The organism is Parabacteroides chongii (assembly GCF_029581355.1).
In the GTDB taxonomy this organism is placed as follows: domain Bacteria; phylum Bacteroidota; class Bacteroidia; order Bacteroidales; family Tannerellaceae; genus Parabacteroides; species Parabacteroides chongii.
Genome location: NZ_CP120849.1, coordinates 2,872,029 through 2,894,174, shown reverse-complemented (window position 1 = coordinate 2,894,174; position 22,146 = coordinate 2,872,029). Strand labels below are relative to the sequence as shown.

Below are 22,146 nucleotides of genomic sequence, written 5' to 3'. Positions count from 1 at the left end.
GGAAACATCCCTAACGGAAAAGTGAACTTTTTTGAAATAAATATTCATTAAAAGGGAAAAGATCGGTCTACTAACAAATACCAAAGAAAAACAATGCAGGTAAATAATCTTTCAATGCAACGCGAAGCACCTTCAATGCTTTGGTAATATGAAACTCCACTGCTTTAGTAGAGATACCCAATGCATCGGCTATCTCTTTATGACTTTGGTTATGATAGCGGCTCCTTGTAAAAATATCTCGGGTTTGTGGGGGAAGGGACAACAATGCCTTATCAACCAGCTCCTGTAGTTCTTTTGAAAAGATCCGTTCGGGGTTACAAGCTTCCAAAGTGGTGATACGGATATTCAACTTACGGGTCTCATTAGTTTTCACATATTCCTCATAATCTTCCTGAACGCGTAATTGTCGCAAATGATCCAGACATTTATGCTTGATAACAGTCAATATATATGCCAGCACATTGGTATGAGCATCGAGTTTCCGACGATTTTCCCAATAGTACATCAGACTTTCAACGGCTATATCTTCAGCCATCATCCTGTCATCCACATACGTCCTTGCAAAATGAACAAAGCGATCTTTGTAGTTCGTAAACAGATGATTAAACGTTTGTATCTCAGTGCTCTCCTTCATAACAATATCGCTAACGGGGGATAAAGATATACAAAATATCTCAGTTACCCACTTTATGTACTGAAAACATTAAGAGATCTAGTTTAAAGTCAGCATTTCCTCATCGGTGTTTTTTGGTTGCACAATAGTGATAATACAAAAGGATGTGTCAAAATACACTAAATGGCACACAGATGACATTGATTAAACAGGTGAACACAGATTATTGATTGATTTTAATTTATTCATCTATGCTCATCTGACCGATCTACGTCATCTACGTGCCATAGTGTGACTTTTGAGACATTCTCATTTCAAAAGAATGCAACCTGTCCCCCCTTTACATTTATCAAAAGGTCAATAAACCGATATCTTCGTATCCTTGTGCGGTTCAGTAGCTTTACCTGGCAACGGATGTTCTTCCGGAATCTTGAAGCCGGGCTGCGTGATGTCCGGTCCCAGCAGGTTCTGATCCACCAATATCTGATCCCATGTATAGGTCTTGCCTGTATAGGCCGATTCGCGTCCCATGATACATGCCAACGTAGAGTTAGCCATGTTATTCGCATCGTTGAATGGCTTGTTCTCGCGGATAGATGTCACCCAATCGATATGCTCTTGCTGGAAACCACTGTAATCATCTATCGGTTTTCCGTTCTCGTCTTTCTCCGGTTCGTATTTGTAGATGACATTTCCCTTCTCGTCCCAAATGGTGTCGCTACAGTTTGAGCTACCTTTGGTACCCCGTACCACTTCGCCGATAAGGTCCGAACATTGGTCGATATGCCTTGTCGAACTGATAATGTGGATATTGTTCTCAAACTCATAATCGACCATAAAGAAATCATATTTATTGCCGAGCGAAGGGCGTATCTTAGCACCTTGACCTATTGCCCTCATAGGCGTCTTGTCACCCATAAACCATCTGACGACATCAATGTTATGGATCTGGTGGTCGTTAATACAATCACCTCCCATGAACGGGTAATTCAGCCAGTTGTAAAGCACATGTTCCGTGTCGCTCCACTCCGGACGACGGTCACGATACCAAGTACGGGCGGTATTCCAATAACAAGCCCCACCAACAATCTCGCCAATCATACCTGAAGCCACCCGGCGGTAGGTTTCGATGTAGTTGTTCATGTGGCGGCGGTAGGTACCACAGCAGACAGACAACCCTTTCTGGTCGGCCTGTTTGGCGGCAACCAAAACCGTACGTACACCGGCAGCATCCACAGCGAACGGCTTCTCGATGAAGACAGGCTTACCGGCATCCACGGCAGCCTTGAATATTTCCGGATGGAAACGGGGCGGAACGGCAGCAATGATCACATCGACTTCGGGCAATGCGATGACCTTTTTATAAGCATCAAAGCCTAAGAAAGCATGGTCTTTGGAGATGTTTTGCTTCATCTTCTCGTTGAAGTATTTCAACCCACCGTCCAATCTTTCCTGTAACGCTTCTGCCAAAGCCACAACCGACAGCCCGTCGCCAGCCTGTATAAACTGTGTCCCTGCCCCGGTAGCACGACCGCCGCAGCCGATCAGTCCGGCACGGAGCGGCTTGCCATCCACCGCTTTACGCAAAGAAAGAGGAAGCCCCAGCTCTTCACGTGATTTCAACACAAAATCATTGACACCACCGGATTTTCCACTATCCGTACAACCTGTAAGCATGGCACCACCGGCCACACTGCCACCCATCAATAAAGATGTACCCGCCAAAGCAGAACCCGTTAAAAAATCTCTTCTCTTCATATCGATATGTTATACTTTAATTATACTTCATTCAGCTCCCATGGATTTCAAAAATTCATAACTTTCAAGGACGCTCTCCTCACCGGCAATCTCCAAAGTAGAATAGCCGTCATAGCCCAATTCCACCAATGCTTTGTAAGCCTCTGCCACGTTGCAAACCCCTTTGCCCAGCGGAGTCACAGACATGCCGCAACCGAATATCTTCCCACGCAAAGGGACGAACTCTTCCGAGAGGTCTTTCCAATGGACATGGCCTATCAGATGGCCGAACCGTTTGATGTATTCCAATGAATCACCGCCGCCCAGCCACAAGTTACCGGTATCCAGGTTAAAGCCCAAAGCCTTGGAATTACACCGTTCGATAATTTCAGCAAAACTATCCGCATCGTCCGTCAAATAACCATGAGGCTCCAACAAGATGGTGACACCCAAATCTTCCGCCAACCGTGGCGGTTCGTACAGCTTTTCAACTACCGAGAAGATGGCCTCTTGATGAGACAGGTTCTTACCGAAAGGCGTTTGTGGTTCACCTTCTGCCGTTACCACATGTTTTACCCCCATCAATGCCGCCAGTTTTACCGCCTTCATCAACTGTGAAGTTCCATAACGGAACGGAGCCGCCGGGTCTAAAAGATTTGCATGGGCACACACACCGGTCATCGTTATGCCATACGTTTCGAACATTCTTTTCAAATCAAAGGGATTGGCATCCAAGCTCGCCATCGACGTAAAACCATATTCAGCCCCCAGGCAAGCACCATCGGACGTATCGGTCACATCCGCATACTTAAATCCCCATTCTTTAATTTGCGCCAATTGCTGCGGAAGCGTAGAAAACGCATTCACCAGTGCAAAACATCCTACTTTCATTGCCATAATTGTATTATTTTTTAAGTTGTTATTACTTTATCTTCTTTCCTGCAGTCCAACGAATGCCTCTGATCAGTAATTTCTCAAACATTGGTTGTTGCATAATCTCAGCATCGTGGCCTAACACCAGAAAAAAACTTCTGCCGCGATCTATTTGCTTGGCTACCGCAACCGGCTCATCTACTCCGGACGAGGCCCTTGCCGTACAAAGTACCTCAACACCTTTACTCCATTCCACGCTTTCCCATAATTCATCCCGAAACTGAAAAGACGTAATTCCCTTTGTTATCGGATGTTCCTTAGCGACTTTCACTTCAAAGTCTTCTATGGCACCATGATGGGTGTCTTTCCCCCAACGGCCACCGGTTAACTGCAGAAAAAAGTCCCAGTCATAGTTCGAGCAGCTCCCGGCATGGACCGTAACAAATCCCCCGCCATTCCTGACGAACTGTTCCAATGCTTGCCTCGATTCTTTGTTCCACATAAAAGTATTCTCCGGAAATGTATTCCAATTACTCACTATTACATCTTTACCTTTCAGCATTTCGGTATTCAATGTATCAGGACAATTAGTCACTGTCACCCGTATATCCGGATAATGCTCACACAAACGTTCCAAACAAGGTGTCGTACTACGCCAATCATGATTATTGGCTCCACTCAATAATAGAACCTGTATTGGTTTGGCATCGACTGACATCGATAATAATGTCAAACACAAAAACATATATAACACCGAAAAAAAGCATTGTTTATTTTTCATATCGCAACTTGTTTAATCTCCTGTCATAAAAAATAAAATTATTAAGGGGCACGCCGGATATTGAGATCCTTATGGCGTGCCCACATGCTAATCATAAAAAAAGATCTCTATCAAACTTCAAATAACTATACCATGTTAAATAGTTGATTAGCATCTATGATATACATACAATCTAAAGAACTTTGAATTTATGTCTATATCTTCTTTGGCAAAGAAATAAAATAATTATTACATTTGATTTCCTTTTTTTTCAGTGAAAGAATATGCAATGATTTATCGATAGCTTATGAAAAATACACCCATTTATTTTGACATCGATGGCAAAATATATAGTCCCGATTGTTGCGCTCCTTTAGAGAATGCGACCAGACAACAGGAGATAGAAATGCACACTCTTGCCAGAGATCATTATCCTGGTATTCGCCTGAAAGAAAATGAACTGGAAAATATTAAATCAATCGGCTACTGGAATGCAACCAAGCAGCAATCATGGGATCTGGAATGGCATTACAATGAAGGTATTGAGATTTGTTTCCTTGAAGCCGGGCAGGTCGACCTTTTTATAGGAGATGAGATATTACCGCTTCATCCTCAATATCTATCGATCACACGTCCCTGGCTTCGCCATAAAATCGGACATATAGGACGTTCCAAGCTTCATTGGTTCATCATCGATGTCGGTGTCCGTTTCCCTCATCAGGATTGGATCTGGCCAGACTGGATTGTACTATCCAAGCCCAACCTTTCCAAACTGACCCGAATTCTTCAACTCAATGAGCAACCTGTCTGGAAAACGAATAACACATTGAAGGATTGTTTTGCAGAGTTGGGACAGACCATTCTGCAAAACGATACTCCTTATCTTGATTCCAAAATTAAAATATGTGTTAATCGTATTTTAATTTCTCTTTTAGAACTGTTTGAGAAAGAATCCGTTTCCTTTGATGAGAAGTTAATCAGCAGTAAACGAAGTGTCAATATTTTTCTGGGAGAACTGGACTCCCTGTATGCACAGATCTGGACTCTCGAAAATATGGCTGAATATTGCGGATTGGGTGTCACGCAATTTTCTAAATATTGTCAGGAGATCACGAACCGCTCCCCCATGAAATATCTAAACGATATACGATTAGAAAAAGCTTGTCAGCAGTTGAAAGAATCTGCTGACAAGAATATTATCGATATCGCCTTCGACTGTGGATTCAGTTCCAACCAATACTTCACCCGTGTATTCAAAGAACGCTATGGGATGTCACCGCAACGATTCAGAAAGTCTCAAAAAGAATAATACTTATAGAAGATTATTCCAATATAAAACTGGCAGGCGCATAAGCTCCCAATTCCAGTTCAAACTTTCCGGATTTAATGTGGATAGGGTCTCCTTTCTTTTCCCCACGCAAATTTACCGGTACGGCAAGTGAGGCATTCATCCCTTTTGGCAACGTGACCATTAGTTTTCCTGAAACTCCAACCTGTTCCCAAACGCGTAGTAATGTTCCTGTATTTCCATCCGGATCGGCACCAAATGCGGTGACTGTCACTCCCGCACGAGAGACTTCTATACCCGATTGGGCAGCAGGAAGATTTCCTTCATTCTTTTTTACAGATACGGCTTGTAATGGATTACGCGCTTCCAAAGCTGAAGTCACAAACAGCAGGGATCTTTCTTCCGGAGTAGTACCTTCTTCTATCGTCCAAATACGAACCCGGGAACTCCACGTACCAGGATACCAATAACGGAAATTCGTATTCCACTGGTTATTATACAAATTAAGATAGACAACCGGCTGTTCCGGTACGTAATCATCTGAATATTTCCAACATCCGGGAACTCCCAAACTGATCAACGGATGATCGAGCGGACATACTGCCATTCCAGCTCCATCCCGACCGGTAATGGTTACACCATATTCAGCCGCATACAGATGCCGGTTTGCTCCCGATTGAATGTCCGTTGCCGGATTCATCACGCCTAACTGCCGGTAAACATTGAACTCCGGCTGCTCGATCCGGAAAGGCAGGCAGAGCCAGTCCGCCTCCGGCCAATTGTCTTTCGCTTTATCCTGTATGGTGATTTCCATATCCACATACGGCTGGTCTTTATACAAAGAGATACGCAATACAGAAGCCGGAAGATGGTTGGAGCGGTCGGAAGGCATAGCCAGTTCGGCTATTTGCACGTCACCCTCAGCAGTCATCTTCAACACACCTTGTTGGGGAGATGCGGCTCGATAAGGGACCTCTTTTTCCGACACCATACCCGGTTTGCAAATACCCGGATGTGCCCAATCTTTAGCTCGTCCTTGCTGGTAAGTCATCGTATAATCCAACGTTTGTTCATACGTGAACCGCTCATTCAGATACTGTCCGAAGCCCTGTTCGGCTTTCGGGTCTATCCACTCGCGTCCGCTCTTCTTATCTATCAAGGAAGTGATACATCCTCGTTCCGCATCGAAAGTGATTTTATAGTAGGTATTCTCAAGTGTGTTGCCTGACAATCTCTGTTCTTTGGTACTTACCTCTTTCAACGGGACAGTCCGGTATCCTCCTGCGGGGATATCCTTTACAAACAGTTTCTTTCCCTCTAGCTCTATCCAATCCGAACGCTTCCAAGGCAGCGGGTTGTAGACTATGGAAGAGGGTTTATTACATTTCACGTGAGTAGCCAAAGCCGTCATGTTCCTATCTGTAACCGAATGCGCGATGTCGGAGGCTTTCCGCACATAATTCGTTTTATCTTCCCACGAAGCTTCCAAATCTTCATTTTTTTCAGCCGATAATTGCTGAAAAGCCTTTCCGTAAACATTCACTTGTCTTGATCCGCCCCACGTATGTTCGCCATACAAAGCCATCTTTTCATACGCTGTAGCTATCTCATCCGAAACCGCCGGTGTATCAACACCCCAACAGCCCAATTGCGTATGCAACGCCTCTGCTGCCGGTATCAATGAATGCGTTTCCCGCAACAGGCGTATTCCACCCGGGTCACACATCACCCCATGTATCCAAGTATCCGGCATAGCGGACTTCACCACGGGCAATTGCGGATTTTCTTTCATGATAGCATCGTAAAAGTCATCCATCGTTCCCATGTGCACATTCACATCCGGCATTTTCTCTTTTATCTCCTGAAACAATTCCTTAATTCGTTCTGCCGTAGGAGGTCCCGAGTTATCACCTGTCACTAGAATAGCCGGCCAAACCGTATAAGGCCAATCTTTTGCCGGCATCAGGTTTACTCCCATCATCGGATCATTCGGTCCCTGCCATTCTACAGGACACACGGCACAGTTTGTTCCGTAACTGGCAGAGTACAATGTCATCACCCGCGAGCCATCCGGTCCTTCCCACCAAAACAATCCCGGTGTTTTAACAAACCCACTCGGCCAGTTACAACCGATATGCAAAAATCGGATACCCGCATGAGCCAATACCGTCGCCAAAGCTCCTGTCTGCGACGGTTCGTCGGTCATCTTGCCAGAGTGTGACAAAGGCAAACCATACTTACGATTCAACGCAGACGAAAAGCCCAGTCCGCGTACCATATCCTCCACTCCACAAATATCAGAGATTAGCGTGAAAGGCAACGCATGCGAGATAATCTTCCCCGACCTGAATTTATCGTCCAATATCTGCCTACGCTGAGGCGTTTGCCCATCCCAGTCTTCCATCGTCTTCGACAAGACCCACCCGGGGATCGTCCAGGCAAACTGTTGTTCTTCGGGCAGATCGGCACAAGCATCCATAGCTTTAATGGCACGGTCGATCATGTCCGTTTGATAATAGTTCACCACATCATCCACCCGATGCGTATAGCCAATGTCAAAATGGGTCTTACAAATCACAATGACCTCTTTCACCTTAGTATTATATTCTTCTGCCACCTCTCCTTTTGCCAGAAAGGGAAGCAAAGATAACAATCCACAAAATATACTTTTCTTATCCATAAACCTATATTTTATTGCAACTCAAACATAGCTTTCGCCCTGACATCATCCGATGCCGAGCCGACCAACACCTGGAACTTGCCGGGTTCAACCACCCAGCCATGCTGCGCCGGGTCATAAAAACTCAGTGCTTCCTTATCTATCGTAAAGGATACATTGGCAGTTTCCCCCGGAGCCAATTTGACCTTGCGGAACCCTTTCAATTCCTTTACCGGACGAGGCAAGGAAGATTTCAGATCGCTGACATACAACTGAACCACCTCTGATCCTTCTCGCGACCCTGTATTCGTAACAGGTACCGTTACAGTCAAACGTCCTGTCGCATCCACAACCTTCCTATCAACGGTTACATTCCCATACTTGAATGTCGTGTAACTCAAGCCATGCCCAAAAGCATAGTTGGGTTTGATTTTTTCTTTTTCAACCCACCGGTAACCGACAAAAATACCCTCTTTGTATTCGACCGTCTTTCCATCTCCGGGATAAGCTCCTAATGCATGCGCTGCCACATCGTCAAGCCGGACAGGGAAAGTTACCGGCAACTTTCCCGAAGGATTTGCCTTGCCAAACAATACCGATGCGATGGCATTCCCACTCTCTGTACCTCCATACCAGGCCTGAAGTATACCGGGTACCTGTTTCAACCAAGGCATGGCATACGCATTACCGCTTATCATCACGGCAACCAAATGTGGGTTGGCTTTCGATAACTCCGCTATCAATTCATCCTGCCCATACGGTAAATTATACGATAACCTGTCTGAACCTTCACTATCTTGGTTCGGTTCCTTATTTAACCCACCGACATAGACAACCACGTCTGCACCAACTACCGCTTTTAGCGCCTCCCGTTTCAGGCTATCTGCAGCAGATGTACCTTTCAATCCGGATGAATAACCGGGCTGATAAACGACCTCTATTTTATCGCCCACCATGTTCTTTATTCCCTCCAAAGGAGTCACTTCATACAAAGCCTTCACTTCGGAAGATCCACCTCCATTGGCTACAGTCCGTATGGCATTCTCGCCTACTACTACTATCTTTTTCAAGCCGGAAAGACTCAAAGGCAGGATAGAGGCTTCATTCTTCAACAATACGATTCCCTCTTCGGCAATCCGGCGTGCAGCATCTGTATGTTCCCGGGTATTCATAACACCCCAAGGGCGGTCTGCCGACATATTCGTCCGGTACATCATACGCAAAACACGTCTTACCTTTTCATCCAGCACTTTTTCGTCTGCCTTTCCTGATTTCAACAGTTGTAGATAAGCATTTCCCAAATAATAGTTTTCAAAAGCCTCTTCCGACCCTAAAGCGGTTCCATATTCCAAATCCAATCCATTGTCGATTGCTTCCTGCGTATTATGAGTACCGCCAAAGTCAGACAACAACACCCCGTCGAAGCCCCATTCCTTTTTCAATATGTCGTTCAACAAATAGTCGTTATGGCAGCAATGCTGACCATTCAACTGGTTGTAGGCTCCCATCACGGTCCACACATGCCCTTGTTGCACGGCTGCTTTGAAAGCAGGGAAATAGATTTCATGCAAAGTACGCTCGTCGACCAGCGAATTGATATACATCCTGCCGGTTTCTTGGTTATTGGTAGCAAAATGCTTCACACATGCTGCCACATGATTTGACTGAACACCTTGAATATACGACACTGCTATTTGAGACGCCAAGTAAGGGTCTTCCCCCATATACTCGAAACTACGCCCGTTGAGAGGTGTACGGCAGATATTCACTCCCGGACCCAATATGATGTTTTTATTACGGTACAACGCCTCTTCGCTGTATGACTTTCCATACAAGATACCCATATCCGGATTCCAAGTGGCAGCCAAAGAGATAAGGGACGGGAACGCCGTACAATAGTCATTATTCGCTTTCGCATCCGACCAGCTTTCCCAACGGAACTCCGGACGCATACCGGTAGGACCATCCGTCGGATTATTCTCCGGTATGCCCAAGCGGGGAACTCCCCAGGAACGATAGCCCCCATTGGCATGTAGCAATCGTACTTTCTCTTCCAGAGTCATACGGGACAGAGCATCTCCTATACGCTCTTCCACCGGTTTTGTTGCATCCTGATAGATAGGTTTCGTTTGGGAAAAAGCGGTAAAATAACCAATCAAACCCAAAACAAGCCATCCTGTTTTCTTTATATAGCTCATTGTCTATTACTCTTATGTTTATTCATCGTTAATCTATTCTTTCGATCGTGAAACGATAAGTTAACGATCCCTCATTCCACATACGGAAATTTGTATTCCAAAGATTATTACTCAGATTAAAATGGATACCGCCCTTTTTGTCGGGGTATTCCAATGAGTAGTTTATACCTCTCGCCTCACCTACATTAACCAGAAAAGCGGTTTCACTCCATATACGGATGGTTCCGTTAGAGGTAATCAAATCCACATAACGGTCGATGCCATGCTGCTGGCGGTTGCCCTTTTCTACCACATCGAGCAGGTCGACACGCCCGCCTACCTTCTCAGCAACGATAGAAAGAATATCATCCGTAGTAAAAGACAGCCAATAAGCTTCCGGCAAGCGAACAGCTGGTTTACCTTTTATCGTCAAAGTAACTTCCGCCTTCTTTCCGTTCTTATAGTCCAATACATCTATATACATCTTTTCAGGAAGTACCCGCTGATCCACCTTACCTTCATTTTGGAAGACCAGTTCGCTTACCGTCCGTATCCCTTTCTTCTCTTTACGGACCTCCTGCTTGATAGTCTGTGCGGAGAGAGAAACACTGACGGCTTTCGACTTATCCAGTCCCGGCTTGCCTATATCAGCTAAAGCCCATCCATAATGGGCACGCAGGTAGTTATCCAGATACTGCTTATAATCGGCGGCATCATACATTTGGTATGATAAACCTTCGAGTTTCAATGCCCCCTTCTTCAGTACGGCAGCCTGCCAAGGAGTAGAAGAAACCGATTGGGCTTTTTCCGTAAAGAGAGGAACAACCGGCTGGTCGATTTTCTTCATCTCCGCCAACGCCTCTGCCTGTAAATGCTGAGGAAGGTATTGGATCGCGTTATAAATATAATCGTCCAATTCCTTCCACGATGCTTCCGCCTTCCGGAAAGGTGCGGTAGCACGAGCCGGAAGGAAAAGGTCCATATCATATTTATCCCAGTTATGAAGATGTGTTTTCACATCCACTCCCTGCGTATGTTCGGCAATCAAACCCAATTCCAATACAAAATCGAGTGCAGCATCACTGTTCTTGTCGATTTTCTTTTCACGCAACCATTGGGAATAGAGTTCAGACAAGGCTCTGAATTTCGCCATTCGTATCGGGGCACTTCCATAACCATATATCCAGGTATCCCCTATTTCCGATGTAACTACCGGCAACTGGTCCTGCATGGCAATCAACTCTTCGGCAATCTCATTGAAAGAGCAAGCTACCAGACGGGCATTCGGATAACGCTTATGCAGGTCGGCATAAATCTCTTTCACCTTTTCATACGAATGAGGACCGTGGTTATCACCGGTAAAGTTGATAGAAATAACAGCCTTTCCTCCCGGAAGTATATTCTCCGAGCCGTAATCTTGCTGATAGACCAAAATCAATTCGCTGCCATCCGTATCTCTCCAACGGCAGAACTCCGGTACATTAGGTATAGGGCAAGCCGGATTCACACCAATATGCAGAAAACGAATCCCTGCACGGCTCATCGGCGACACAATGCTACGCGTATGTCCCGGCACATCCGTCATTTTAGCGGCAATCGTCTTTTTTCCGTACTTTTCATCCAGCTTATGAGAAAGAAGCAGGCTTGTTTCAAACAAATCCAAGTTCATCGATTCCGACTCGACAGTGTAAGGAACAGAGTTCCAAACAATATCCCCCCGTCCGATAGCTGCCTCCAGGCGTTTCACTTCCTCTGGAGATGCCGTATGGAGATATTTCCAAATCAGCCACGCCCCTGTTGTCCAGACATATTTTTCACTTGCATTCTCTGCCCGTAATTTTTCTGACACATCCAAAGCCTTGGGTATAAACTCTGTGATATAACGTTGTGTCACCACGGAGCTCAAATCGGTAAAACCAACATCCAAATGCGTCTTAAAAACGACATAAACTTTATCGACGGAGATATTTACTTCCTGTGCCACCAACTGGCAAAGTCCTCCCACAACCAGCAGTAGAAGGATTAACATTCGCTTCATAATCATCTTGTATTTTTAAAATTTAAACATTCTTCTTCCAACCCATTCGGTAGAGCTAAACATCACCACACCTTAATACGATTACCTGATACTATTTCAAACGGTCCTATAGAAGGAGAGACAGTTGATCTCTTTTCTCCCAAGAAATCAATATCCAATAAAAACGGAGTACCATCGGCATTCTCGAACGGATAGGTCGTCAACTTGGCAACTCCCAAGCGGTCGGTATTGACCGGTTTGCCTTTCAACCGAGACAATTTAGTTTCCCCTTCGAATGTAATATATACTTCATCCGCAACTTCTTCCACTTTGAAAGAAGGGTTGAACGCATCATCCACCACACCCTGCACCTTCTCTTTCATAGGACGGGCTCCGTTACAGAACAGGTTGTCTTCGGCATAAATCACACCTGTTACCTCATTCAAAAACTCCAAGCCATACAATTTCTTATCAGCTCCTCCCACAAAAATATTGTTATAAAAACGCAGGTCGCCATGTTTTATCGGACTTACACCTTTCAACTCGGTAGAATGATTCAATTGGTAAGGGGTAAAACGGGTATAGTCTGCCTGCAGAGTCAACTTCCCTCCAAAAAAATTATTCAGGTAAGCACCTCCATCCGTTGACTGACAAAGCGACAGGGAAGAAAGAAACAGGTTATTATCCACAATATACGGACCATGGCTCACTTCTATAAACAAATCAGTCGAATTACGATAGCACAAATTACCCGACACTCGTGTTCCTTGCGTCATCCAATCCAACCACATACCATACGACGTACAATCATGAATGCGGTTGTCCCGTATCACGGCATCGATCGCCCCATGAAATTTGATCCCGGCAATTTCATACCCGTTATACTGGTCTTTCACGTGGATGTTGTAAATATGATTACCGTAGACTTCACTGAAGGCAGCCATCGTCCCACAAATAGCCGTTTGTTCACAATTATAGATCGTATTGTTGCGAACAATGTGAGAACCGATCGTTTCTTTGTTCCAGCCATGGCGTGTTGTGTTGAATATAACTTCTATATAAGAGATATGCCCATCTTTCACTCCATCGGCATCATCAGCAGGAAGTACCCCGTCGCCGGTTGTACGCTCCTTGCCCAACGTAATGCCTGTGCTCTTAGCATCGTGGATGATGTTGTTTTCTATAATCCAACCCTTACACCAGTGCGTGGCGATTACGCCCACCTGCTCATTCGTCGGCGAAGCCCACTTCGTACCGGCCTGGCTCATTTCAAACCCTTTGATGGTGATATAGTCCAGTTGCTGCTTATCCGGATAGAAGCAGGTCGGACGGGCAACCACCTCGACACATTCCTTATTGGGATCTACGGTACCGAAGCGAGCCCATATAGTCGTGTTTTCGTCATCCGTTTCACAATACCAGAAGTCAGTCGTTCCCTCCGGATCCGCCTTGCATACATGCGGCTTCGGATTCTGCAACTTACTCAAAGAATCCACTTCATAGAAGGCCTCTCCATTCAAATAGACCTCCCCCAAATGCGTGACACGTCCGTCATTGATAATCCAGTCGCCATCAAACAGTTCTTTATAAGGATTGAAATTACCGAAAAGCGTGTTGGGAATCACCACCTTCCAAATACCTTTTCCCTCTTTCTTCCAGCCTTTGATCACTTCAGAGCCTTTAATCTCCACCTTTTCTCCTTCGGCAGCCTGATAAACAATCCGCCGATTATCGCTGGTCCCGCCATACATCGGTTTTATCCATTCCCGATACACTCCTTCATGTACCGTCACCACATCACCGGGTAATGCCTTTTGAGCCGCCCGATTGATGGTTTTGAAGGGGGCCTCGATTGTTCCAGCATTATTATCATTTCCTTTGGGAGAGACATGGTACTCTTTCGCTTGCAACATATTACAACACAGGCTTAATACCAAAATCCGATTCAGAATATTTCTCATGATATTTACTTTTATTTCAATGTACGAAGATAAAAACTGCCATTGCTATAAAAAATAGCAAATAGCTGCTTATTCGATGGATTATTATTGCTTTTCCACCCCAAAATAGTAACGCGGTTCGCCGCCCTCCGTTAACAAACCTCGTTATGCTTCATCTGCAAGGTTAGTTATACTTCAGTAACGAACCGCGTTACAAAAATGCTACCAATCAATACTCCAACTTCACTGTTTCTGCAAAATTGTAGCGTTTGCTGGAATTGTCCGTTCGCGCACCAACCTTTACATAATAGGTCTTACCTTTGGTCAATCCGGTAATCGTCTGTTTGTACGTTGTAGACAAGGCTTCTTCATCCGGAACACTACTCAAATCGATCATCGGACTCAATGCCGTTGTAAAATAGTTTGTCCCCACATTCGGGTTGTCATGAACCACAAACACACGTGTATCCAATATCTTATCACCTACTTTTGGACGAGATATAGTCCATTCCACCTCAATGACATCCCCTGCTATCTCTACTTTTTTAGGGTGAATCGATAAATAAGGAGTAACCTTAAAGTCTATATTTTCAGACTTCTTGATTGTTACAGATACTGGTTCTACCGGAAAGAAAGCTCCTTCCACCGGTTGTACATCATAAGTCGCACTAAATATCTTCGTATTTTTAAATGTTCCGTCGGCTTTTCCCCAAAAATATTCCGGTGTCGCCGATTCACTCCAACTCGTTTCTACCATCTTTATTCTGAAACCATTCGGTTGTTCAGATATAATAGGTTTATTAGTCGTTTCATCTATCAAACTTCCCGCTATCGCTGCATTAGGACCTTCCATGTTATCAATATCGCCACACGACATCATGCCCAATGCAAACAACATACACATTAATAAACTGATCTTTTTCATATTGTTATAACTATTGAATTAATAACCAGGATTGTTAGGTAACAAATTCGGATTCTTGGATATTTCACCGTCCGGTACTTTTGCATAATTTACTTTTACATCATATGTATAAGTAGTACTTATTTCTTCTTTGGTAAAGATATATTTACCCTCATCATAAATATAATACGGACATAATGCAGTGTATTTCTTGTTATTCATCAATTTATCCGCAATTCTCCATCTCCGCAAATCCCAAAAACTATGTTTTTCAAATACCAATTCCATACGTCTTTCTTTACGGATATTCTCTTCCGTTAATTGATCCAATGCATACAATTTAGCACCAGCTCTTTCTCTCACTTGATTGATCAAATCCAAAGCCTCTTGCTTTTTCCCTAAATAAAAAGCAGCTTCTGCCTGATTTAATAAAATTTCGGCATAACGCATTTCGATAAACTGAGTAGTAGAACGCCCATGTATAATCAAGTTATCTGCCAAAGTTGGATCCTGATACTTTCGTACAAAAAAACCTGTTGTCGTTGTTTCATTATGTCCCATACCACTTTTACCCATTATTGGCATATTCTGATACATCGCAGAAAAATCCGTTGTTGTTTTTAATTCTCCATTCGGAAAACTGCTCCAAATACCTTTTCTGATTTCTATGACTTCGTCTTTATAAACATCATTCGGTAAAATAACACTACCTCTTAAACGAGGTTCTACATCTTTAAAGATGTCATACGGATTATCATAGCGAATAGGATTACCATTTGTATCTGTTGTTTTTAACACAAACGGATTACCATTGATATCATCAAACAATTCGACAATCTCCAATGTCGGGTTTAAAATACTGGAATATCCTTCAGGACCTCTTACTTGAAATGGGACCTGATGTACATCCCAACTATGAGTTTTATCGGGATATTGATAATATTTAGCAAAGATCACTTCCGGATTGTCTTCATCCAGAAATAGGTTCCAATAATTTTCAAACTTATCCGTATGCTTATTATATAACGAATATTTTCCATCCAATTTGGAAGCAGCATCGTACGCTGCCTGATAATAGCTTTGCGCTTTAGATGCAGGCATACCTAAAAGTTCTTCATAACCACTAACTGGGGTATCAAACAGACAAAGTGAGGCCGCATAAAGCATTGCTCTTGATTTTAATCCATAAGCGACATATTTATTTACACGACCTCGCATCAGACTTTCTTCCGGAAGTAGTTCTATCGCTTTATCCAAATCTTCCGCAATAAAATCCCATCCTTCTTGTTGTGTATTACGAGGAATCTGCAGTTCTTCAATGCTCGTTTCCGGATAGTTTTTCACTTCTTTCACCAAAGGAACAGCCCCATATCGGTTTACCATAGCAAAATAGTAGTAAGCACGACAAAAATAAGCTTCCCCCAACCAAGCATTTATTTTATCTGCTGGGAAACTGGCTTCATAAAGAGGCATGTTTTCAATAAAATAATTTATTTTCCTCACCCGATCGTAAGCCCAAAACTGAAACATATCTCCAGTAGGAGAATCGTATACAAAGAAAAGTTTATTGTTCACCAACTCCCCTGACATATGCCCTGCCTGAGGCCAACTGTTCCAATAGTTACCAAATCCATACACAGTAGCTTGATGATCCTGTATTGGTAAATCATTATACAAAGAAGACATATATGAAGAGATACCAGACTCGGAAGCAAAAATATCTTTATCTTGAATGATATTAAGAGGCGGAACGTCCAACGAATTACAACTGGTACCCAATATCGCTATAAATAAAAAGGTTATTATCTTTTTCATGATGATTCTGTATTTAAAATTAGAATGTTACATTCACACCTACATTGTAAGTTTTTGTAATAGGATACAGACAGCTGTAACTATCACTTGGATGTTCCGGATCAACATACTTTAATCCAGTCAGAGTAAACAAATTGTATGCGTTCAGATAAAGTCGTAAATTTTGAATACCAACCTTCTGCATCCAATGCTGCGGCAACGTATAACCAACCTCCACACTCTTCAAACGAAGATAATTTACATGTTGAACACTACGAGTAGAGGTCCAGTAGTTTGTTGTTTCCCCTCCATTATTAGTAGAGGGATAATACCCCGGAATCCATTCTGTATTCGGATCTTTCGGATCAGCCCCCATCTCTGCTGTATGCCAACGATCCATAAACATAGAAAGACCACCACGGTCCCAAGTCAATGGTCTTTCCATTTGTACCTGATTTACAACTGTACCTTTAGCAGCACCCTGGAACAATAAATTTACATCAAACCCTTTATATGTACCAGCCAAAGTAAAACCAAAGTTAATACGAGGATCTCCACTCAACTCAATCGGTCGAACATCATTATCATCAATGATACCATCTTCGTTCCAATCTTCATAAATGTAATCACCTGGACGAAGAATCGAATTTCCTTTATTATCTTGAATCGGAGCAGACCATATTTGTCCCATATTCTGAAAATAATCGATAAAATCATATCCCCAATAATAATCGCTATAACGATCATTATTATTATCGCGCCAGTTCCGATAGGAGTTATTCGATTCAGCTCTTTCCACATACTTGTTCATTGTTCTGAAATAGGACATATTAGCTGAAATCATATAACGGAAATCACCAATTGTATTCGTATGTGATAAACTAAGATCAAATCCACGTGTTAAATCACCATTTAGGTTTTCCTGAGGCAACGCAGATCCCAATGTTCCAGGAACAGACAAGACTCTGGTTGATAACAAATTCTTTCTATTTCGACTAAAAATATCTCCCTGAAAACTTAACAGACCATTCCACATATCGATATCCAAACCTATATCAGCAGTATGTGCTTCATACCAGGTTATATTTGGATTAGCCATTCCTCTAAATCCCAAACCACTGATATAAGAATTATCAAAAATATATCCCCCATTCGGATAAGAATAACCGGACAAAAATTGATAAGTAGAAGCATCATCATCACCTAATATACCATACGTTGCACGCAGTTTCACATTATTTATAAATGATAATGCATCCATATTTTTAAAGAAAGACTCTTCAGAGACACGCCAGGCTGCTAAGAAAGCAGGAAAGAATCCCCATTGAGAACCTTTTGCAAATTTGGAAGAACCATCATAGCGAAAACTAAATTCTGCCAAATATTTTGATTTATAGTCATAGTTTATTCTACCGACAAATGCTTTATTTGCCATATCGAAAAAGACTTTCGGATCTGTATTCATTGTTGCCTGCTGATTAGTCGTACTTCCAGCAAAAATTTGATCGACAGCATCCATCGGTAAATCCCTTTGCGCAGCAAAATTATCCGAACGGTTTGTTGTTTCTTCATACAATGCTAAAATCTTCAAATTATGATCTTCATTAAATGTTCTTTCATAATTAAGCCTTAATTGCAACAAAGTTCTTTCCACTTTCCCATAACTACGTTGTATCAGTGAAGGAGAATAAGCCTTGTAAGGTTGATAAATATCAGATGCGCTATCATACTCATACAACGTATACTCCTTTCTGGATAAACGATTGTCAGAGTTATCATAGTCATAACTATACATAGCTCCCACATTGAGACCTTTTATAAAAGGAACTGTATAGTCCAATGTAAAAGTTCCCTGAAATAATTTCTGTTGATTTTTTCTATAGCCACTTATGTCTGCATCAGTAAGAGCCAATGGATGGTAAGCCCCTGGTAATTGTTGCAAATAAGCCGGATTATTATTGGCATAAACAGGTAATGTCGGTATATGCATCCAGGCTGCTTTATATATTTCCCATGCATCCATTACAGGCTCGTTTTTAGTCCCCATCATCGCATTCAGTTGCATCCCCACTTTAAGATTCTTTGTTATCTGCCCATTTATATTCGCTCTGACATTATAACGTTCGTAATTCAAATCACCACTGGAATAGAAGCCGTCTTGTTTCATGTAACCAAAGTTCAGGAAATAATCAATCTTTTCTGATTTACCCTGAGCACTGATACTATGTTGAGTTTGCGGCGCAATCTTGTCAAATCCGACATCAGACCATTTTGTTTCAGGTTTCAATCCTTTACGATAAGCATCGATATCTTCTGCCGAGAACATTAAACTTCCTCCTTTATTAATCGAGTTCTCGTTTGTCAGTTCCATCCAGTCTGCAGCATTCAATGTTTCAGGTATATTAGAAGCTTGCTGCCAACCGACGGAACCATTATATTCCAATGTTAATTTCGAGCTTGTTCCTTTTTTAGTAGTAATAATTACCACCCCATTTGCAGCCTTTACACCATAAATAGCAGCCGAAGCATCTTTCAGTACCGTAAACGATTCTATTTCATTCGGATCCAGGCGATCCATATTCGTACGGGGAACTCCATCTATAATTACCAACGGAGCACCCATACCACGAATTTGCATATCCGTATTATAGCTTCCCGGTTCTCCGGATTTCTGAACGACGCGAACACCGGCAATCTTTCCGGAAATCATATTCTTAACATTTTCATTACGAGTTTTTACCAGCTCTTCGTTACCGATATTACTTACAGCACCAGTCAATGTTGCTTTCTTTTGTGTACCGTATCCTACAACCACTACTTCCTCCAGATTCTGAGAATCTTCTTTCAATATTATTGAAAAATCGGTACGACTTCCTACTGATATATCCTGACCAAGATAGCCGATATAAGAGATTTGTACGACAGCTTTTTCAGATACAGTCAGCATAAATTTCCCATCAATATCTGTCACAACTCCATTGGTCGTCCCTTTTTCCATCACATTGGCTCCAATTATAGGTTCACCGTTCGGATCTTTTACGATACCCGTTATTCGTTTTCCTTGTTGTTGCTGAACAACCGCATTCTTTGTCAGAAAAATCTGTCTGTCATCTATTTTATATGACAAATCATACTTTTCTACCAGATAATCCAATATCACAGTGATATTGGATTTAGTCTTCTGAAGACTAACCGGCAAATCGTTGGGAATATCTTTACTATTGTAAAAAAACAGATATTCAGACTGTTTCTCCACTTGTTTCACCACATCATAAAAAGTACCGTTTTTAACATCTACTGATACCTGTGTGGTCTGTGCATACGTATTGGCAGATATATGTATGATACATAATAGCGTAAATGCCAGTGTTAATTTCATGATACGCCTTATTTTTGGAGACAAAAAGCCCCATTCTTGATATTTTTCCATATTTTTGTGTATTATTTTAAGTTTGAAGTCTTTCCGTTTCTGTTTGCCGACGTTCGCGGGAAGACTGAAATGAATAATAGTTCGGGAGGTGCCTGGCATTTCCCGAATTTTTTTTAATTGTTTACTTCTCTGGTGGTTCCATCCCTTCTATTTTTAAAGTTATACATCAAAACAATTATTTTTCGGAGTAAATACGGATCACATGCCCCTCTTTCCTATACCGAAACTTATTGTATTGGCCTAAAGGTTTCAAAACTTCTTCGATCGTGTTTTTCAAAACCAAACTACCGGTATAAACAGACTTAGCGAGTTTGTCATCTTCTATCAAAATAGTTACATCGTACAGATGCTCCAGTTCAGACATTACATCCGAGAAAGGTTTATCTTTAAATTTATAAAGACCTTTTGTCCATGCCAACTGAAACTCATCATCACTACGGAAAGTCGTTATTGTTCCGGTTTGCTTATCGATACGGGCTGTCTCATCCGGATGTAAAACTTGTTCTTCACGTATCGAACCTTCCGTATCATAAGAAGTCAAAAGAACTTTTCCTGAAATCAAGGAGGTCACAGTATGATCCATATCCGAATAGGCCTTTACATTAAAGACTGTCCCTAAAACTTTTACGTCATGTCCTTTCAACCGGACAACAAATGGTTTCTGCTGATTCTCGGCAACTTCAAAAAAACCTTCACCATCCAGCATTACCATCCGTTCTTTCTGGTCGAAGCGTGTCGGATATTGAATAGTCGTTCCGGCATTCAACAGGACTTTAGTTCCATCCGGAAGGAACAAAGAGCTTTTTCCACCCCCTTTTTCCACCACAAATCGTGTATAACTATCTGCCACCTCTTGCGGTTGACGGAGATTACGATAATACAAATACTGTATGCCCAACGACAAAGCCAATAGGATAATTGCAGCATAAGACAATAATAGAGTTATGGACTTTCGAGACACTTTCGGTTGTTTATCCACATTTATTTTCTGCCGCATCTTCTCCCAACTAGCCTCTATCGGATATTTTTGCGCATCAAGCTGTATAGATAAAGAATCATAAACTGATTGCAACTCTGCCAACTCCCGTTTCTTGTCTTCCGATTTCCGGACAATATCCAACAGCTGCTGCAAAGATTGAGTATCAGCTGTATCCTGTAGATACCGGATCAGCAACTTTTCATAATCGATATGTTCTTTATATTCCATTATTTTGCTTTTCTATCCCGAAAACGATTTTCATAAAAGATTTACTTACTCAGAAATGAAAAAAATAAAATAAGTAGAGTCAATACTCCGCGTAGTATTTTCAAAGCTTTATACAATTGGGCTTCTACCGTGCGTTGTGAGATGGACTTATCTTTGGCTATTTCGGATGCTTTTTTCCCATCGATGTAAGAGGCAAGAAATATTTCCCGGCATTTAGGAGGCAATTGATTGATTTTCTCAAAAAGAGTATTGAGGCTGTCGTTTTCTTCCTCATAATAAAAAGGCTGTTCAGAGCAAGATAATATTTCCATCATCAACTCTTTCTTATAATACTCGGCATATCCTTGTTTTACCTCTTCGTGTTTCAGCACATCCAAACAAGCATTGCGAAGAGATGCAAACAAAAAATATTTAAGTTCAGAAGCTTTGACACATAAAAAGAGCTTCTGATTCCAAACCTTCAAAAAAAGCTCCTGCACCAGGTCTTCTGCCGTTACCATACCGACATACCGGGCTGCTGTAGCAACTAAGTCAGGGGTATAGGCTACATATATCTTTTTAAATAATTCCACCTCATCCCGTGGAATCAAATCTCCCTTTTCTCCACTTAATTTCATAAGATTAGAATCGCCGGTATAACAATTACACAACAAAAACGATTTAAATCAAATATTTACTTACTCCGTCATCAGAAAAATCGAAACAACAGATTATTCAGCTGCATATATAAGCTTTTCTAAAATCGTT

Annotated in this window: 14 protein-coding genes; 1 reads left to right on the top strand and 13 read right to left on the bottom strand. The window is 42.3% G+C overall.

Features of this window, described 5'->3' with window-relative positions; genetic code table 11:
• Positions 1-70: 70 nt before the first annotated feature.
• The 4 genes from P3L47_RS10685 to P3L47_RS10670 form a co-directional block, all read right to left on the bottom strand.
• Positions 71-634 (bottom strand): RNA polymerase sigma-70 factor, encoded by a 564-nt coding sequence (locus P3L47_RS10685; protein ID WP_277783607.1) that lies wholly within the window; start codon positions 632-634, stop codon positions 71-73.
• A 336-nt stretch (positions 635-970) separates the two neighbouring features.
• Entirely contained in the window at positions 971-2,371 is a 1,401-nt protein-coding gene (locus P3L47_RS10680; RefSeq protein ID WP_277783606.1) for a Gfo/Idh/MocA family protein, read from the bottom strand.
• Positions 2,372-2,398: 27 nt separating this feature from the next.
• Positions 2,399-3,247 (bottom strand): sugar phosphate isomerase/epimerase family protein, encoded by an 849-nt coding sequence (locus P3L47_RS10675; RefSeq protein WP_277783605.1) that lies wholly within the window; start codon positions 3,245-3,247, stop codon positions 2,399-2,401.
• A 25-nt stretch (positions 3,248-3,272) separates the two neighbouring features.
• The gene (locus P3L47_RS10670) at positions 3,273-4,004 is read right to left on the bottom strand and encodes a ThuA domain-containing protein (protein ID WP_277783604.1); all 732 of its coding nucleotides are present in this window, start codon (positions 4,002-4,004) and stop codon (positions 3,273-3,275) included.
• 286 nt (positions 4,005-4,290) lie between these two features.
• On the opposite strand from P3L47_RS10670, the gene P3L47_RS10665 reads away from it, so the two are divergent.
• Positions 4,291-5,292, top strand: a complete 1,002-nt coding sequence (locus P3L47_RS10665; protein ID WP_122360965.1) for a helix-turn-helix transcriptional regulator — start codon at positions 4,291-4,293, stop codon at positions 5,290-5,292.
• Between the two features lie 13 nt (positions 5,293-5,305).
• Here the strand turns inward: P3L47_RS10665 and P3L47_RS10660 are convergent, their stop codons facing one another.
• The 9 genes from P3L47_RS10660 to P3L47_RS10620 all read right to left on the bottom strand — a co-directional run bounded on the left by P3L47_RS10660 (position 5,306) and on the right by P3L47_RS10620 (position 22,016).
• Positions 5,306-7,951 carry a glycoside hydrolase family 38 N-terminal domain-containing protein gene (locus P3L47_RS10660; RefSeq protein WP_277783603.1) on the bottom strand — a complete coding sequence of 882 codons (2,646 nt, stop codon included), beginning with the start codon at positions 7,949-7,951 and terminating at the stop codon, positions 5,306-5,308.
• Between the two features lie 11 nt (positions 7,952-7,962).
• Complete coding sequence (locus tag P3L47_RS10655) at positions 7,963-10,128, bottom strand: glycoside hydrolase family 3 C-terminal domain-containing protein (RefSeq protein ID WP_277783602.1); 2,166 nt, start codon at positions 10,126-10,128, stop codon at positions 7,963-7,965.
• Positions 10,129-10,156: 28 nt separating this feature from the next.
• Entirely contained in the window at positions 10,157-12,145 is a 1,989-nt protein-coding gene (locus tag P3L47_RS10650) for a DUF5054 domain-containing protein (protein WP_277783601.1), read from the bottom strand.
• Positions 12,146-12,207: 62 nt separating this feature from the next.
• On the bottom strand, positions 12,208-14,085 hold the full coding sequence (locus P3L47_RS10645) for a right-handed parallel beta-helix repeat-containing protein (protein ID WP_277783600.1): 1,878 nt from the start codon (positions 14,083-14,085) through the stop codon (positions 12,208-12,210).
• A gap of 208 nt (positions 14,086-14,293) precedes the next feature.
• Positions 14,294-14,989, bottom strand: a complete 696-nt coding sequence (locus P3L47_RS10640) for a DUF3823 domain-containing protein (protein ID WP_122360968.1) — start codon at positions 14,987-14,989, stop codon at positions 14,294-14,296.
• Positions 14,990-15,007: 18 nt separating this feature from the next.
• Entirely contained in the window at positions 15,008-16,783 is a 1,776-nt protein-coding gene (locus tag P3L47_RS10635) for a RagB/SusD family nutrient uptake outer membrane protein (protein ID WP_277783599.1), read from the bottom strand.
• A 19-nt stretch (positions 16,784-16,802) separates the two neighbouring features.
• Complete coding sequence (locus P3L47_RS10630) at positions 16,803-20,141, bottom strand: TonB-dependent receptor (protein ID WP_277783598.1); 3,339 nt, start codon at positions 20,139-20,141, stop codon at positions 16,803-16,805.
• A gap of 226 nt (positions 20,142-20,367) precedes the next feature.
• Positions 20,368-21,399, bottom strand: a complete 1,032-nt coding sequence (locus P3L47_RS10625) for a FecR family protein (protein WP_277783597.1) — start codon at positions 21,397-21,399, stop codon at positions 20,368-20,370.
• 41 nt (positions 21,400-21,440) lie between these two features.
• Entirely contained in the window at positions 21,441-22,016 is a 576-nt protein-coding gene (locus P3L47_RS10620) for an RNA polymerase sigma-70 factor (RefSeq protein WP_277783596.1), read from the bottom strand.
• Between the last annotated feature and the right edge of the window lie 130 nt (positions 22,017-22,146).